This is a genomic window from Rhizobacter sp. (assembly GCF_032229685.1).
Taxonomy (GTDB): Bacteria; Pseudomonadota; Gammaproteobacteria; order Burkholderiales; family Burkholderiaceae_C; genus LMDS01.
This window is the reverse complement of record NZ_JAVTWP010000020.1, coordinates 17,194-31,277: the sequence shown is the minus strand read 5'-3', so window position 1 is coordinate 31,277 and position 14,084 is coordinate 17,194. Positions and strand designations below refer to the sequence as shown.

Genomic DNA, 14,084 nt, shown 5'->3' with positions numbered 1-14,084 from the left:
ATGAAGTCGACCCCGCGCCTTGCGCCCTTGCACGCCAGCCCGCTCGCGCGTGCCTTCGCCGACGTGCGAGAGGCCACCGTGGCACTGGTGGCGCCGCTGTCGCCGGAAGACTGCCAGGTGCAGTCGATGCCCGACGCGAGCCCGAGCAAATGGCACCTCGCGCACATCACGTGGTTCTTCGAGACCTTCATCCTCGAACGTTTCGAGCCTGCGTTCAAGCCTTTCGACCCCAGCTTCCGCGTGCTGTTCAACAGCTACTACCAGGGCGTGGGCGAAATGCACCCGCGTGGCCAGCGCGGGTTGATCACGCGGCCCACGCTGGCCGAGGTGCTTCACTACCGCGCCGACGTCGATGCGCGCATGCAGCGGCTGCTCGCCTCGCGCACCGATGACCAAGCGCTGCATGAACTCGTCACGCTCGGCCTGCACCACGAACAGCAGCACCAGGAGTTGCTGCTGACCGACATCAAGCACGCGCTGTCCTTCGTCCCACAACAAACGCCCTACGCCAAACGCTGGCCCATGACCACAGTGCATGCGCAGCCACTGCGCTGGCACGGCTTCGAGGGCGGCTTGATCGACCACGGCTTCGACGCAGCGCTCGACGGCGCCTTCAGTTTCGACAACGAAGGCCCGCGTCACCGCGCGTACACGGCGCCGTTCGAGATCGCCTCGCGCCCGGCCACGTATGGCGAATACCTCGCCTTCATGGACGATGGCGGCTACCGGCGCCCCGAGTTGTGGCTTTCGATGGGCTGGGACTGGGTGCGCAGTGGCCAGCGCAAAGCGCCGCTGTATTGGCGTCAGGCGGACGGCGCGTGGCTGAACCACACCTTGCATGGCGAAGTCGAGATCGACCCGCGCACGCCGGTGTGCCACCTGAGCTACTTCGAGGCCGAGGCGTTCGCCCGCTGGTCCGGCGCGAGGTTGCCGACCGAGGTGGAGTGGGAACTGGCCGCGCGCAGCCTGCGCACCCCGCAGCGCCCGAACTTCGCCGACCGCGGCGCCTACCACCCGCTGCCGGCCGACGACGCGTGCGACGACGAGCCGCTGCAGATGTTCGGTGACGTATGGGAATGGACGCAGTCGTCGTACAGCCCCTACCCCGGCTACCGCGCCCTGCCCGGCGCGGTGGGCGAGTACAACGGCAAGTTCATGTGCAACCAGTACGTGCTGCGTGGCGGCTCGTGCGCCACGCCGGCCGGGCACATGCGGGCGAGCTACCGCAACTTCTTCCCGCCCGACGCGCAGTGGCAGTTCAGCGGCGTGCGCCTCGCGCGCGACGCCTGAGCTTCACGAGTTGAGCACGCTCAAGACCTCGGAGCGGAACTCTCGCTGATAGAGGATGTAGACCACCCCCGCGGTCGCCACCAGAAAGACGATCGGCGAAAAGAACCAGCCGATCGCAGCGAACGCGAAGTAGTAGCCCCTCAAGCCATCGTTGAAGGTCTCGGCGGCCAGGCCGACGATGCGCCCCGCCTTGTCGGCAAACTCTTCTCGTGACAGGCCTTCGCTGATGAAGCGCTCGGCCTCGGGCGCGGCCGCCACCAGCAGCGCGCCGAAGGTGTATTGCCGCATCGACCACGTGAAGCGGAAGAACACGTACACGAAGATGCCGAGCAGCAGAATGAGCTTCAGGTCGAAGATCAGCGTGGTGGTGCGGGCCGCGAAAGGCAGGTCGCGCACCAGCTCGTTTGCCTTGTCCCCGCCCAGCACCGCGAGCAGCCCGCCGATGATCAGGATGGTGGTCGACGCGAAGAACGACGGGCTGGTCGAGAGGTTCTGGATCACCACGCCGTCGATCACACGCACTTCGCGGTAGGTGGTCTGCAGCATCCACTCGCGGCGCACGGCGTTGGTGGTGCCGAGCACCGAACGGTGCGAGTCAGCCCGCAGGCGCGCAAAGTGCGCATAGCCGGCCCAGCCGGCGAAGAACAGCAGCAGCGCAGCCCAGTCAACCCAGGGCAGCACCGTGAGCACGGTGATGATCTTTTCCACACGGCGACTGTATCAAGGGCGCCGCCGCGCGAACAAGCGCCTGCGCGTGGCGCAGGCGCTTTCAGTGAGGCTCAGCGTGCCAGACGTGCGGCCGTGTCGGCCACGCGCTTGCCGAACAGCTTGGCCGTGGCGATGTCGCCCGGCACCATTTCGTCGGCCGAAGCGTCGGAAGGCGTGACCGTCATCAGGCCGGAATAGCCGCCGACGTTGTTGGGGTCGTCGCGCGTCGAGGCCTTGGCGTTTGGCGCGTGCATGCCCATGCCGACCCACAGCATGCCGTGCTGTTGCGACAGCGTGATCATCTGCTGGATGGTCGAGAACTTGTCGCCGTTCAGCGTCGCCGAGTTGGTGAAGCCGGCGGCGAGCTTGTCGCGCCACTGTTTCATGAACCAGGGCTTGGAAGAGGCGTCGGCGAACTTCTTGAACTGCCACGACGCGCTGCCCATGTAGGTCGGCGAGCCGAACACGATGGCGTCGGCCGCGGCCAGCGTTTCCCAGCCGCCTTCGGGCAGGTTGCCTTCGGCGTCGATGGCGAGCAGCGAACCGCCGGCGGCTTCGGCCACGGCCTGTGCGACTTTCGCGGTGTGGCCGTAGCCGCTGTGGTAGACGATCACGATCTTGGGCATGGGGTTCTTTCGTTGTGAATACAAAGGGTCGGGCAATGAATCAGCGGGCGCGCTTCGCATCGATGCTGATCGCGCCGGCGCCGAACGCGGCCAGCACCATCAGACCACCGGCGACCGAGATGTTCTTCATGAACATGAGTTGCTGCACCATCTGCTGGTCGGCCGGCAGGCTCCAGAACGCGTGGAAGATGAAGCTTGCCAGCAGGGTGAAGCCGGCCAGCGCCAACGCCGACCAGCGGGTGAAGAAGCCGAACATGATCGCCAGGCCACCGCCCACTTCGAGCACGATGGTGAGCGCCGCGAGCAGCGAAGCGGCAGGCAGGCCCTTGGACGCGATGTAACCCGCCGTGCCGGCGAAGCCGCCGATCTTGCTGAAGCCGGCCAGCACGAACATCAGCGCGAGCAGGATGCGGCCGACGAGGGCCAGTGGGTTTTGCAGGTTGTTGAGCACGGAAATCCTTTGATGAAAGAAAGGGTGAAAGGGAAAGGGAATCAGTGAAGGTCGAACACCAGCACTTCGGCATCGACGCCGTTGTCGATCTCGAGCAGCGTCTCGTTCTCGATGCGCAAAGCATCGCCCGCCTGCAGGTGCTGGCCGTTGACGTCGAGGCTGCCGCGCACGAGGTGCACATACGCCTTGCGCGACGGGTCGAGCTCGCGCTTGACCGCCTGCCCGGCGGCGAACAGACCGCTGTAGATGGCGGCGTCGGCGTGGATCGTCACCGAGCCGTCACGACCGTCGGCTGAAGCGACGAGTCGCAGCGTGCCGCTCTTCGAGCCGGCGTCGAAGTGCTTCTGCTCGTAGCCGGGTTCGATGCCACGCTGGCTCGGCTCGATCCAGATCTGCAGAAAGTGTGTCGTGTCTTTCGGCGCGTGGTTGAACTCGCTGTGGCGCACGCCGGTGCCGGCGCTCATGCGCTGCACGTCGCCCGGGCGAATCACGCCGGCCTGGGCCGCGCCGGCCTCGCCGTTGCCCATGCTGTCCTTGTGCGCGAGCTCGCCGCTCAGCACGTAGCTCACGATCTCCATGTCGCGGTGACCGTGCGTGCCGAAGCCGGTGCCGGGGGCGATGCGGTCTTCGTTGATGACACGCAGGTTGCCGAAGCCCATGTGCTTCGGGTCGTGGTAGTCGGCGAATGAAAAACTGTGGAAGCTCTTGAGCCAACCGTGGTCGGCAAAGCCTCGTTCGTTCGATTTGCGCAGTGTGAGCATGTCGGCTCTCCTTTTGATGAACGAACTTTAGGTGCGGCACAGCGCCGCACGGTGCAGCGCGCGTTGAAGTGATCGTTCAAATAAGATGAACGACTTTTCACACTCCAGTCGCCCATGCCCGACAGCCGCAACGTCCTCACACCCGACGCCCTCTCGATGATGGACGTGATCGCCCGCACCGGCAGCTTCGCCGCCGCGGCCCGCGAACTCGGCAAGGTGCCGTCGTCGCTCACCTACAGCGTGCGCCAGCTCGAAGACGCGCTCGACGTGCTGCTCTTCGACCGCCGCTCGCGCCAGGCGCGCCTCACCGCCGCCGGCGAAGAACTGCTGAGCGAAGGCCGGCGCCTGCTCGAGCAGATGGACGCGGTGGCGCACCGGGTCAAGCGCGTGGCCACCGGCTGGGAAACGCAGCTCAGCGTGGCGGTCGATGGGGTGCTGTCGCGCGTGACGATGTTCGAGCTGTGCGAGGCCTTCTACGCGCTCGCGCCGCAACCGGCGGCGCCGCGCGCGGCCGACAGCGCCGCCCTGCCCGCCACGCTCGGCAGCCCGGGCACGCGGCTGCGTTTGCGCACCGAGGTGATGTCGGGCACCTGGGAAGCGCTGGTGTCGGGCCAGGCCGACCTAGCGATCGGCGTTGGGCTCGACCGCACGGCCTCGCCCGGGTTTCAATTCAAGGAACTCGGCAGCCTCGACTTCGTGTTCGCGGTGGCGCCGCACCACCCGCTCGCGGCCTGCGGCGCGCCGATCAGCGACCTGGAACTGGTGCGCCACCGCGCCGTGGCCGTGGCCGACTCGGCGCAACGCCTCACGCCGCTGACCGTCAACCTGCTCCCCGGGCAGGACGTGCTGACCGTCAGCAGCATGCAGCTCAAGATCGAAGCGCAATTGCGTTGCATGGGTTGCGGCTTCGTGCCGGAGCCGCTGGCGCGCGAGCACATCGCCGCAGGGCGGCTCGTCGTCAAGCCGGTGCACCGCGGCTCGCAGAGCGTGCGCCTGGCCTACGCATGGCGCACGCCGGTCAGCAGCACGCCGGGCGCGGCGCGCAAGCCACAGCTCGGCCTGGCGCTGCGCTGGTGGCTGGGGCAGCTCGAAAGCCCGGCCACGCGGCAGGCGCTGCTCGAGCGGCACACGCAGATGCCGCTTGCAGGCATGTGAACGGCGTGGCTTACGTCGGCCGCTTCGCTCCGTCGCCCACCGGCCCGCTGCATGCCGGCTCGCTGGTGGCCGCGCTCGCTTCGTGGCTCGATGCGCGCGCACACGGCGGGCGTTGGCTGGTGCGCATCGAAGACGTGGACACACCACGCTGCGTGCCCGGCGCGGCCGAACAGATCCTGACGCAGCTCGCGGCCTGCGGGCTGGTGGCCGACGACGAGCCGGTCTGGCAGTCGACAAGAAGTGCCTTGTACCAAGGCGCGCTCGATCGGTTGGCCGGCGCGGGCTGGGCCTACCCTTGCGGCTGCACGCGCAGCGACATCGAGCAGGTGCTCAGGTCAGAAGGCCGCGAGCGAGAACGCCACCATGAGCTCGTGTATCCCGGCACCTGCCGCAGTGGCCTGCACGGCAAACCGGCACGCGCCGTGCGCCTGCTCGCCGCAGCCCAGGGCACGCACGAAGCGCTGAACATCGCCTGGCACGACCGCCGCCTCGGCGCCCTGCATCAAGACCTGACGCGCGAGGTCGGTGACTTCGTGCTCAAGCGCGCCGACGGTTGGTGGGCCTACCAGCTCGCGGTGGTGGTCGACGACGCGGCACAAGGCGTCACCCACGTGGTGCGCGGCGCAGACCTGGCCGACAACACGCCGAGGCAGATCCACCTGCAACGTTGTCTCGGCCTCGCCACGCCCAGCTACCTGCACACCCCGCTGGTGTTCGGCCCGAACGGCGAAAAGCTTTCGAAGCAGAACGGCGCGCAGGCGCTGGCGCTTGAGAGGCCCCTGCAGGCACTGCGGGAAGCGGGCGCGGTGCTCGGCTTGCGCATCGAAGGCACGGATATTGCGCGCTGGCTCGCCGCCGCCACGGCAGCATGGCGCGAGCGCTGGCCGGCGTGATTGCCGGCGCGGGGCTGGCATGATGCCGGACCTGTTCGATCGACTCACACAAAGGCTCACCATGACCACCACCGCTTCCGGCCTGCAATACGAAGACACCGTGCCGGGCACCGGCGCCACTGCGCAGGCCGGCCAACAAGTTTCGGTGCACTACACCGGCTGGCTCTACAACGACGGCGTGAAGGGCGCCAAGTTCGATTCCAGCAAGGACCGCAACGACCCCTTCGAGTTCGGCCTCGGTGCCGGCATGGTCATCAAGGGCTGGGACGAAGGCGTGCAAGGCATGAAGGTCGGCGGCACGCGCGTGCTGGTGATCCCGCCGCAACTCGGCTACGGCGCGCGCGGCGCGGGCGGCGTGATCCCGCCGAACGCGACCCTGATGTTCGAGGTGGAACTGCTGGGCGTCTGAAGCTGCTCATGCCCGTCCAGTACGAGATCGTCCACACGACGATCTACCACTACCAGCAGCCGGTGAGCTTCGGCGAACACCGGGTGATGTTTCGCCCGCGTGACAGCCACGACCTGCGCGTGCTGGCCACCGACCTCGAAGTGAGCCCCGAGTGCACGGTGCGCATGATCCAGGACCCGCACTCGAACTCGGTGGCGCTGGTGCAGCCGCTCGTGTCGGCGGCCGAGCTGAAGATCGTCTGCAGCTTCACCATCGAACACGCGCACACCAACAACCTCGAGCTGCCGCTGGCGCCGAGCGCCGAGGTCTTTCCGTTCGCCTACAGCGTGGAAGAGCGCTTCGACCTCGAACAGTACCTGCGCCCGCACCACGACGACCCGGGCGGCCACCTCACGGCCTGGGCTCGGCAGTTCATCCGCACCGACGGGCTGACCGGCACGCGCGACCTGCTGGTCAAGATGAACCAGTTCATCCGCGACAACTTCAACTATGCCGCGCGTGACGAACAGGGCACGCAGACGCCGCAGGAAACGCTCAAGCTCAGCACCGGCTCGTGCCGTGATTTCGCGCTGCTGATGATGGAAGCGGTGCGGCGCCTGGGCATCGCCACGCGCTTCGTGTCGGGCTACCTGTACGACCCGGCGCTCGATGGCGGTGAAGCCGACCACACGGTCGGTGCCGGCGCCACCCACGCGTGGCTGCAGGCTTACCTGCCGGGCGCAGGCTGGGTGCCTTTCGACCCGACCAACAACCTGCTCGGCGGCAACCAGCTGATCCGTGTCGGCGTGGCGCGTGACCCGTCGCAAGCCGCGCCGATCGCCGGCAGTTGGTACGGCGAGAACGGCGACTACCTGGGCATGACCGTCAAGGTGGTGGTGCACCGGCTCTGAGGCGGTCTTCAGCGCGGCAATCGCCCGCAAAAAAGCCCGCGTGTGCGGGCTTTTTCTTTGAGCCGTCGGGGCCGTTCAGCGTGTGAAACCACCCGGGCGCGGGCGTTGCGGCTTGAACGGGCCCTTGCCGGCCGGGGCACCCGGTTTGCGCGGCGCGAAGCCACCGGCCTTGTGGTCGATGCGGCCGGCGCTGGGCGCGCGGTCGAAGGGGCTGCGTTGGCCGTCACCACCCATCGGCGGGCGCGGTTGCTCGAAACGGTTGCCGTCTCGGTCACCGGCGTGGCGGTCGAACGGCGCGCGCTCACGCGGCGCAAAACCTTCACCCTGACGCGGTGCGAAGGGCTTCTTGCCGAAGCTCTTGGCCGGGCCGTAACCCGGCTTGCCGAAAGGCTTGCCACCGAAGCGGCCGGCCGGAGCGCCTTCGCTGCGCATTGCGAACATCTTGGGTTCCGGCGTCTTGGGCTCAAGGCCTTCGATCATCGCCACCGGAATGCTCTGCGTCGTGAACTGCTGGATGCGGCGGATCATGCCCACGTCCATGCGTTCGCCGAGCGTGATCGCCAGGCCGTTGCGGCCGGCGCGGCCGGTGCGGCCGATGCGGTGCACGTAGTCTTCGGCCTTCATCGGCAGGCCGTAGTTGATCACGTGGCTGATGGTGGGAACGTCGATGCCACGCGCCGCCACGTCGGTGGCGATGAGGATCTTCAGTTGCCGGTTGCGCAGGCCTTGCAACACGCGGTTGCGCCGGCCTTGCGGGTGGCCACCGTGCAGCGAAGCGACGTGGTGGCCCATGTCGGCGAGGCGGTCGGCGAGCCAGTCGGCGTCGCGCTGCGTGCTCGTGAACACCAACGCCTGTTCCATGTCTTTCTGGGTCAGGATGTGGTCGAGCAACGCGTTCTTGTGGTTCACGTTGTCGGCCCAGTGCAGGCGCTGCTCGATGTTCTCGTGCGTGTCGGTGTGCGAGGCGACGTCGATGCGCTTCGGGTCACGCAACAGGTTCTGCGCCAGGCGGCCCACGTGGCCGGCGAAGGTGGCGCTGAACATCAGGGTCTGGCGCGCGGCAGGAATGGCGTCTGAGATCGTGTTGATGTCGTCGATGAAGCCCATGTCGAGCATGCGGTCGGCTTCGTCGAGCACCAGCATCTCGACGTTTTCGAGCACGGCCTTGCCGGTCTGCAGGTGGTCGAGCAGGCGGCCGGGGGTCGAGATCAGGATGTCGAGCGGGCCACGCAACGCGGCGATCTGCGCCGGGTACGGCACACCACCCACGACGGTGGCGACGCGCAGGCCCTGCACGAAGCGGCCGTAGGTGGCGGCGGCCTTGGCGACCTGCATCGCCAGTTCGCGGGTCGGGCACAGCACGAGCACGCGCGGGCCATAGATCACGCCCTTTTCGCGGCGCTTGCTGTTGTCGCCGCGGGCGGCGAGCACACGCTCGAGCGCGGGCAGGATGAACGAGGCGGTCTTGCCGCTGCCGGTGCTGGCCGAGACCATCAGGTCGGCGCCTGCGAGCGCGGGCGGGATCGACTGGCTCTGCACTTCGGTGGCGGTGTCGTAGCCGGATGCGGCGACTGCTTTGGTCAGGGCTTCATTCAGGCCCAATGTTTCGAAACTCATGGTTCTCAGATCTCATATACATGGCGCCGCCGCGCGTCACCCGTGGTGAGCGCGCGAACAAAGCGCCGCCGGCACGTTGAAGTGCCGACAGACAAGTCGCTGGGGAGAAGGTCCGAACCAGCACCATGAACTGGGGCTGGACCTCGGGAACAGTCAAAGCGACGGCATCGCCGCCAACCATTCCTGAAAACCGCAAGGTTCAAAGGGTTCGAACAGGCCGCACGTCGCGCCGGATGCGCTTCACGTGGGAAGACTCGATGAGGTCAGAGGGGATGAACGAAACGCCGCACTTCAATCAACCTGCGGCGAAGCTCGGATTCTATGTCGTATCGGGTTTTCCCGCAAGCTGCCCGGTCGATCACTTGGCCAGAAGGTGCTCGCGGTAGTAGGCCAGTTCTTCGATCGACTCGTGGATGTCGGCCAGCGCCGTGTGGGCCTGCGCCTTCTTGAATCCGGCCAGGATCTCGGGCTTCCAGCGTTTGGCCAGTTCCTTGAGCGTGCTCACGTCAAGGTTGCGGTAGTGGAAGAAGGCTTCGAGCTTGGGCATGTAGTTCGCCAGGAACCGCCGGTCCTGGCAGATGCTGTTGCCACACATCGGCGAGGTGCTCTTGGGCACGTAGCGCTTCAGAAACTCGATCACCTGCGCCTCGGCCGAGGCTTCGTCGACGGTCGAAGCCTTCACCCGGTCGATCAGCCCGCTCTTGCCGTGCGTGCCTTTGTTCCACGCATCCATCGCGTCGAGCGCGGCGTCGCTCTGGTGCACGGCGAACACCGGGCCTTCGGTGCGGTGGTTGAGGTTGGCGTCGGTCACGACGACGGCGATCTCGATGATACGGTCGGTGTCGGGGTAGAGGCCCGTCATCTCGAGGTCGATCCACACGAGGTTCTGGTCGCTGCTGGTCAGAAGGATGCTGTTGCTGTCGGTCATGGTTTTTCTCCTGGCGGGGATTCTCGCAGCCCCGGCCCTCGCCGCATGCCGGGCGCCCTACACTTCGGCCCATGCAATCTTCCACCCTGACCCTGCTGTTCGCGGCCGCCCTGCTGGCGTCGCTGGGCGTCAAGTTCTGGCTCGCCACGAGGCAGATGCGCCATGTGGCGACACACCGCGACACCGTGCCATCCGCGTTTGCCGGAACGATCACGCTCGCAGCGCACCAGCGCGCCGCCGACTACACGCTCGCCAAAGGCCGCTTCGGCCTGTTGACCATGGCCTTCGGCGCGGCCGTGCTGCTCGGCTGGACGCTGCTCGGTGGCATCGACGCGCTGAACACTGTCTTGCGTGACGTCGTGCAGCCGCGCTGGGGCGACATGGCTTACCAGCTCGCGCTGTTCGTGGGCTTCGCGCTGATCGGCGGCCTGCTCGACCTGCCCTTCGAGCTCTACAGCACCTTTCGCATCGAGCAGCAGTTCGGCTTCAACCGAATGACGTGGAAGCTTTACGTGGCCGACATGTTCAAGGGCTTGTTCGTCGGCGCATTGATCGGCCTGCCGATCGCCGCGCTGATGTTGTGGATCATGGGCGCCACCGGTGGCTTGTGGTGGCTGTGGGCCTGGGGCGCGTGGATGGGTTTCAATCTGCTCGTGCTGGTGCTGTACCCGACCGTGATCGCGCCGCTGTTCAACAAGTTCGAGCCGCTCGCCGACGAGTCGCTGAAGGCGCGCGTGCAGGCGCTGATGGCGCGCTGCGGCTTCGCAGCGAAAGGCCTGTTCGTGATGGACGGCAGCAAGCGCTCGGCCCACGCCAACGCCTACTTCACCGGCTTCGGCGCGTCCAAGCGCGTGGTCTTCTTCGACACGCTGCTGAACAAGCTCTCGCCGGGTGAAGTGGAAGCGGTGCTTGCCCACGAGCTCGGCCACTTCAAGCACAAGCACGTGATCAAGCGCATCGCCTCGATATTCGCGATCAGCCTGGCGGGCTTCGCGCTGCTCGGCTGGCTGTCGACGCAGGTCTGGTTCTACACCGGGCTCGGTGTGCGGCCTTCGGCCGGCGCGCCGAACGACGCGGTCGCCCTGTTGCTGTTCCTGCTGGTCACGCCCGTGTTCGGCTACTTCGTCTCGCCGTTGTTCGCGCAACTCTCACGCCGTCACGAGTTCGAGGCCGATGCCTACGCCTGCCAACAAGCGAGTGGTGGCGACCTCGCCAGCGCGTTGCTGAAACTGCACGAAGACAACGCCTCGACGCTGACGCCCGACCCGGTTTACGTCCGCTTCTACTACTCGCACCCGCCTGCGTCGGAGCGCCTCGCGGCGCTGGCGCGGGCCCCGGTGCCCCAACCCGCGTGAGCCCATGAGCAACCTTCTGCACCAGAAATGCCAGGCCCTCGAAGGCGGCCTGCCGATGAGCGACGCCGCCGTGCACGACCACCTGGCCCAGGTCAGCGGCTGGCACTTGAAAGACGGCTCGATCGAGAAGACTTTCTCGTTCAAGAACTACTTTGAAACCATCGCGTTCGTGAACGCGCTCGCCTGGGTCTGCAACACCGAAGACCACCACCCCGACCTGGCCGTGAGCTACAGCCGCTGCGTGGTGCGCTTCAACACCCACTCGGTCGGTGGCATCTCGATCAACGACTTCATCTGCGCGGCAAAGACCGACGCGCTGGTGGCTTTCATTGCGTGAGCGTGTGCCGGTGACTTTGCGTTGAGCAAGACCGCGGCGCTCGACCCGGGCCTCGTGGTCGCCGGCCACGGCCGCCACTACATCGTCGAATCGCCCGAAGGCGTTCGCCTCAAGTGCCACCCGCGTGGCAAGAAGAGCGACTGCGTCGTCGGTGACCGCGTGCGCTGGCAGGCCTCGGGTGACGAAGGGGTGATCGAACACGTGGAGCCGCGCCGCAACCTGCTGTTCCGGCAAGACGAATGGAAGACCAAATCGTTCGCCGCCAACCTCGACCAGTTGTTGATCCTGGTCGCAGCAGAACCGGTGTTCAGCGAGTCGCAGCTCGCGCGCGCGCTGATCGCGGCCGAGAGCGCCGGGATCCCGGCGCGCATCGTGCTCAACAAGGCCGACCTCGAGACGATCGGCGCCGCCCGGGCCCGGCTCGCGCCCTATACCGCGATGGGCGTCGACGTGCTCGAGATGGCCTTGAAAGCGCGCCCTGCCGAAGCCCGCAGCGTGCTCGACCCGCTGCTCGACGGCCGCGCCACGCTCGTGCTCGGGCCGAGCGGCACCGGCAAGAGCACGCTGATCAACCTGCTCGCGCCCGACGCGAAGGCGCAGGTCGGCGACATTTCGCAAGCGCTGAATTCCGGCCGCCACACGACGACGACCACGCAGTGGTACTGGATCGACGCCGCGCGCGACACGGCGATGATCGATTCGCCAGGCTTTCAGGAATTCGGCCTGCGCCAGATCGACGCGAACCAGTTGTCGGGCCTGATGCCCGACCTGCGCGCGCACACCGCGGACTGCAAGTTCTACAACTGCAGCCACCAGCATGAACCGGGCTGCGGCGTGCGTGCTGCTCTGCAGCGTGGCGAGATCAGCGAGTCGCGCTACCGCATCTATGGCGAGATATTGAGCGAACTCGTGCAGCGGCGCTGAAGCGCCGGGTCAACCGACCAGGTTGGCGAGCGACAGCAAGGCGAGCAGCAGCATCCACAACACGACCGAGCGCCACACCAGCCCGACCACACTGCGCAAGTGGCCCGGCTCGGGTGCCAGCCCCGGTGTGGACCCGTCGGCGAACACCGCTTCGGGCGCGGCGCCGGCCTCGAAGGTCTTGGAGCGGTCGGGCGTGACGCCGGGCGCAGCCGCGCCCCCGAGTTGCACCCCCACCGCGCCGGCGGCGGCGGCCAGGATGATGCCTTCGTTCGGGTGTTTCCACAGCCCCGCATCGCGGCGCCAGCAGCTCACCGCTTCTTCGAAATTGCCGACCACCGCGAAGCCGAAGGCCGTGAGCCGCGCCGGCACGTGGTCGAGCAGATTGAACACGCGCTGCGACAGGTTCATCAGCGTTTCGTTCACGGCCGCGTCGATGGTGCGGCTCTTGAACGCCCAGTAGCGGCTCGCGTACTCGGCCATGCGGTACAGCACCGCGCCCGCCGGGCCGAGGCCGAACGACGAGAGCAGCACGAACCAGAAGAACACACCGAACACATGGCGGTGCGCGGCCAACAGCGAGTGTTCGATCACGTGGCGCAACAGCTCGGTGCGGGGCAGCTCGCTCGCGTCGAGGTGCCGCCACTCCGACAGCAGGCGGCGCGCCTCGGCTTCGTCACCCCGATCGAGGGCGTCGCGGATGTCGGTGTAGTAGTGGCTGAACTGGCGAAAGCCAAGCGTGACGTAGAGCACCGCCACGTTCCACAGCAGCGCGAGCAGCAGGCTGAAATGCGCGACACCGGCATAGATGGCCCACGCCAGCAGCGCTGGCACGACCGTCGTGATGCTCCAGACCACCCAGGCGTGGTGATCGCGCCCGGCGTCGAAATTGCGGCCGGTCCAGCGCAGCCAGCCGGTCAACGCGTCGTGCACCACGTTGCCGCGCGGCAAGGGTTTGAGCTGCTCGATCAGCAGCGCGAACAGGACGGCGAAGAAACTCATGCGCGGCAATGATACCGACGGGGTTCGTTCGCTCGCCTTCAGGCCGCCAGGAAGCGGTACAGATTGCGCAGCATCGCGGCCGTGGCGCCCCAGACGAAGTAACGACGCGGCTCACCCTGTTCGTCCAGCCCCTGCCAGGGCATCGACAAGAACTCGCGCCGGGTATCGTCGACCTCGACGACATGGCGTTGGTGATGGGCCGGGTTCATCAGGAACGCGAGCGGCACCTCGAACACCTCGGCCACCTCGAACGGGTCAGCCCGCAGCGCGAACCCGGGGCGCACGAACGCGACCACCGGCGTCACGATGAAGCCTGTGCCGGTCGTGTAGGTGGGCATGGTGCCCAGCACGTCGACGAACGAAGACTCCAGGCCGATCTCTTCGTGCGCTTCGCGCAGCGCGGTGGCCGCGGCGTCGGCGTCTTCCGGCTCAGCCCGACCGCCGGGAAAGCTGATCTGGCCCGGGTGGTCGGTGAGGTGGTCGGTGCGCTGGGTCAGCAGGACGGTGATTTCGTCGTCGCGCGGCACCAGAGCGATCAGCACCGAAGCAGCAGCCGGGGCGCGCTCGAAGAAGCGCGGTTCGGCCTTGATCTCGGGCGACCACGCCGGCGGCGCGTTGAAACGCTGGCGCAATGAATCGGTCAGCAGCGAACCCGCCGCCACAGGCGGCAAGTGGTCATCGACACCGAGGACCGGGAGTTTCTGCGGATCGAAGCTGAGCGCCATCGGGAATCCGGAATGA

16 protein-coding genes are annotated in these 14,084 nt (G+C 67.1%); 8 read left to right on the top strand and 8 right to left on the bottom strand.

What is annotated here, in order from left to right:
- Positions 1-1,290 carry an ergothioneine biosynthesis protein EgtB gene (gene egtB / locus AC30PD_RS08480; RefSeq protein ID WP_489535215.1) on the top strand — a complete coding sequence of 430 codons (1,290 nt, stop codon included), beginning with the start codon at positions 1-3 and terminating at the stop codon, positions 1,288-1,290.
- 3 nt (positions 1,291-1,293) lie between these two features.
- Here the strand turns inward: egtB and AC30PD_RS08475 are convergent, their stop codons facing one another.
- The 4 genes from AC30PD_RS08475 to AC30PD_RS08460 form a co-directional block, all read right to left on the bottom strand.
- Positions 1,294-1,998: a DUF599 domain-containing protein gene (locus AC30PD_RS08475; protein WP_489535214.1), complete on the bottom strand. Its 705-nt coding sequence runs from the start codon at positions 1,996-1,998 to the stop codon at positions 1,294-1,296.
- A 71-nt stretch (positions 1,999-2,069) separates the two neighbouring features.
- A complete protein-coding gene (locus tag AC30PD_RS08470) occupies positions 2,070-2,624 on the bottom strand; it encodes a flavodoxin family protein (RefSeq protein WP_489535213.1) in 555 nt (184 codons plus the stop codon).
- 40 nt (positions 2,625-2,664) lie between these two features.
- Entirely contained in the window at positions 2,665-3,075 is a 411-nt protein-coding gene (locus AC30PD_RS08465; RefSeq protein WP_489535212.1) for a DoxX family protein, read from the bottom strand.
- Between the two features lie 41 nt (positions 3,076-3,116).
- Positions 3,117-3,836, bottom strand: a complete 720-nt coding sequence (locus AC30PD_RS08460) for a pirin family protein (RefSeq protein WP_489535211.1) — start codon at positions 3,834-3,836, stop codon at positions 3,117-3,119.
- A 114-nt stretch (positions 3,837-3,950) separates the two neighbouring features.
- On the opposite strand from AC30PD_RS08460, the gene AC30PD_RS08455 reads away from it, so the two are divergent.
- The 4 genes from AC30PD_RS08455 (at position 3,951) to AC30PD_RS08440 (ending at position 7,183) form a co-directional block, all read left to right on the top strand.
- Positions 3,951-4,991, top strand: coding sequence for a LysR substrate-binding domain-containing protein (locus AC30PD_RS08455; RefSeq protein WP_489535210.1), 1,041 nt, complete (start codon positions 3,951-3,953; stop codon positions 4,989-4,991).
- Between the two features lie 5 nt (positions 4,992-4,996).
- A complete protein-coding gene (gluQRS, locus tag AC30PD_RS08450) occupies positions 4,997-5,884 on the top strand; it encodes a tRNA glutamyl-Q(34) synthetase GluQRS (RefSeq protein ID WP_489535209.1) in 888 nt (295 codons plus the stop codon).
- Positions 5,885-5,945: 61 nt separating this feature from the next.
- On the top strand, positions 5,946-6,293 hold the full coding sequence (locus AC30PD_RS08445; RefSeq protein WP_489535208.1) for an FKBP-type peptidyl-prolyl cis-trans isomerase: 348 nt from the start codon (positions 5,946-5,948) through the stop codon (positions 6,291-6,293).
- 8 nt (positions 6,294-6,301) lie between these two features.
- A complete protein-coding gene (locus AC30PD_RS08440; protein ID WP_489535207.1) occupies positions 6,302-7,183 on the top strand; it encodes a transglutaminase family protein in 882 nt (293 codons plus the stop codon).
- A gap of 75 nt (positions 7,184-7,258) precedes the next feature.
- On the opposite strand, the gene AC30PD_RS08435 is transcribed toward AC30PD_RS08440, so the two are convergent.
- On the bottom strand, positions 7,259-8,800 hold the full coding sequence (locus AC30PD_RS08435) for a DEAD/DEAH box helicase (RefSeq protein ID WP_489535206.1): 1,542 nt from the start codon (positions 8,798-8,800) through the stop codon (positions 7,259-7,261).
- A gap of 358 nt (positions 8,801-9,158) precedes the next feature.
- On the bottom strand, positions 9,159-9,728 hold the full coding sequence (gene orn / locus AC30PD_RS08430; RefSeq protein WP_489535205.1) for an oligoribonuclease: 570 nt from the start codon (positions 9,726-9,728) through the stop codon (positions 9,159-9,161).
- 71 nt (positions 9,729-9,799) lie between these two features.
- On the opposite strand from orn, the gene AC30PD_RS08425 reads away from it, so the two are divergent.
- The 3 genes from AC30PD_RS08425 to rsgA are packed head-to-tail and all read left to right on the top strand — an operon-like array spanning position 9,800 to position 12,344.
- A complete protein-coding gene (locus AC30PD_RS08425) occupies positions 9,800-11,083 on the top strand; it encodes a M48 family metallopeptidase (protein ID WP_489535204.1) in 1,284 nt (427 codons plus the stop codon).
- A 4-nt stretch (positions 11,084-11,087) separates the two neighbouring features.
- Positions 11,088-11,420, top strand: a complete 333-nt coding sequence (locus AC30PD_RS08420; RefSeq protein ID WP_489535203.1) for a 4a-hydroxytetrahydrobiopterin dehydratase — start codon at positions 11,088-11,090, stop codon at positions 11,418-11,420.
- 21 nt (positions 11,421-11,441) lie between these two features.
- Complete coding sequence (rsgA, locus tag AC30PD_RS08415) at positions 11,442-12,344, top strand: ribosome small subunit-dependent GTPase A (RefSeq protein ID WP_489535202.1); 903 nt, start codon at positions 11,442-11,444, stop codon at positions 12,342-12,344.
- Positions 12,345-12,353: 9 nt separating this feature from the next.
- Here rsgA and AC30PD_RS08410 read toward each other — a convergent pair whose 3' ends face one another.
- Both AC30PD_RS08410 and AC30PD_RS08405 read right to left on the bottom strand, forming a co-directional pair.
- The gene (locus tag AC30PD_RS08410; RefSeq protein WP_489535201.1) at positions 12,354-13,343 is read right to left on the bottom strand and encodes a CobD/CbiB family protein; all 990 of its coding nucleotides are present in this window, start codon (positions 13,341-13,343) and stop codon (positions 12,354-12,356) included.
- 38 nt (positions 13,344-13,381) lie between these two features.
- Positions 13,382-14,068, bottom strand: coding sequence for a CoA pyrophosphatase (locus AC30PD_RS08405; protein ID WP_489535200.1), 687 nt, complete (start codon positions 14,066-14,068; stop codon positions 13,382-13,384).
- Positions 14,069-14,084: the final 16 nt, after the last annotated feature.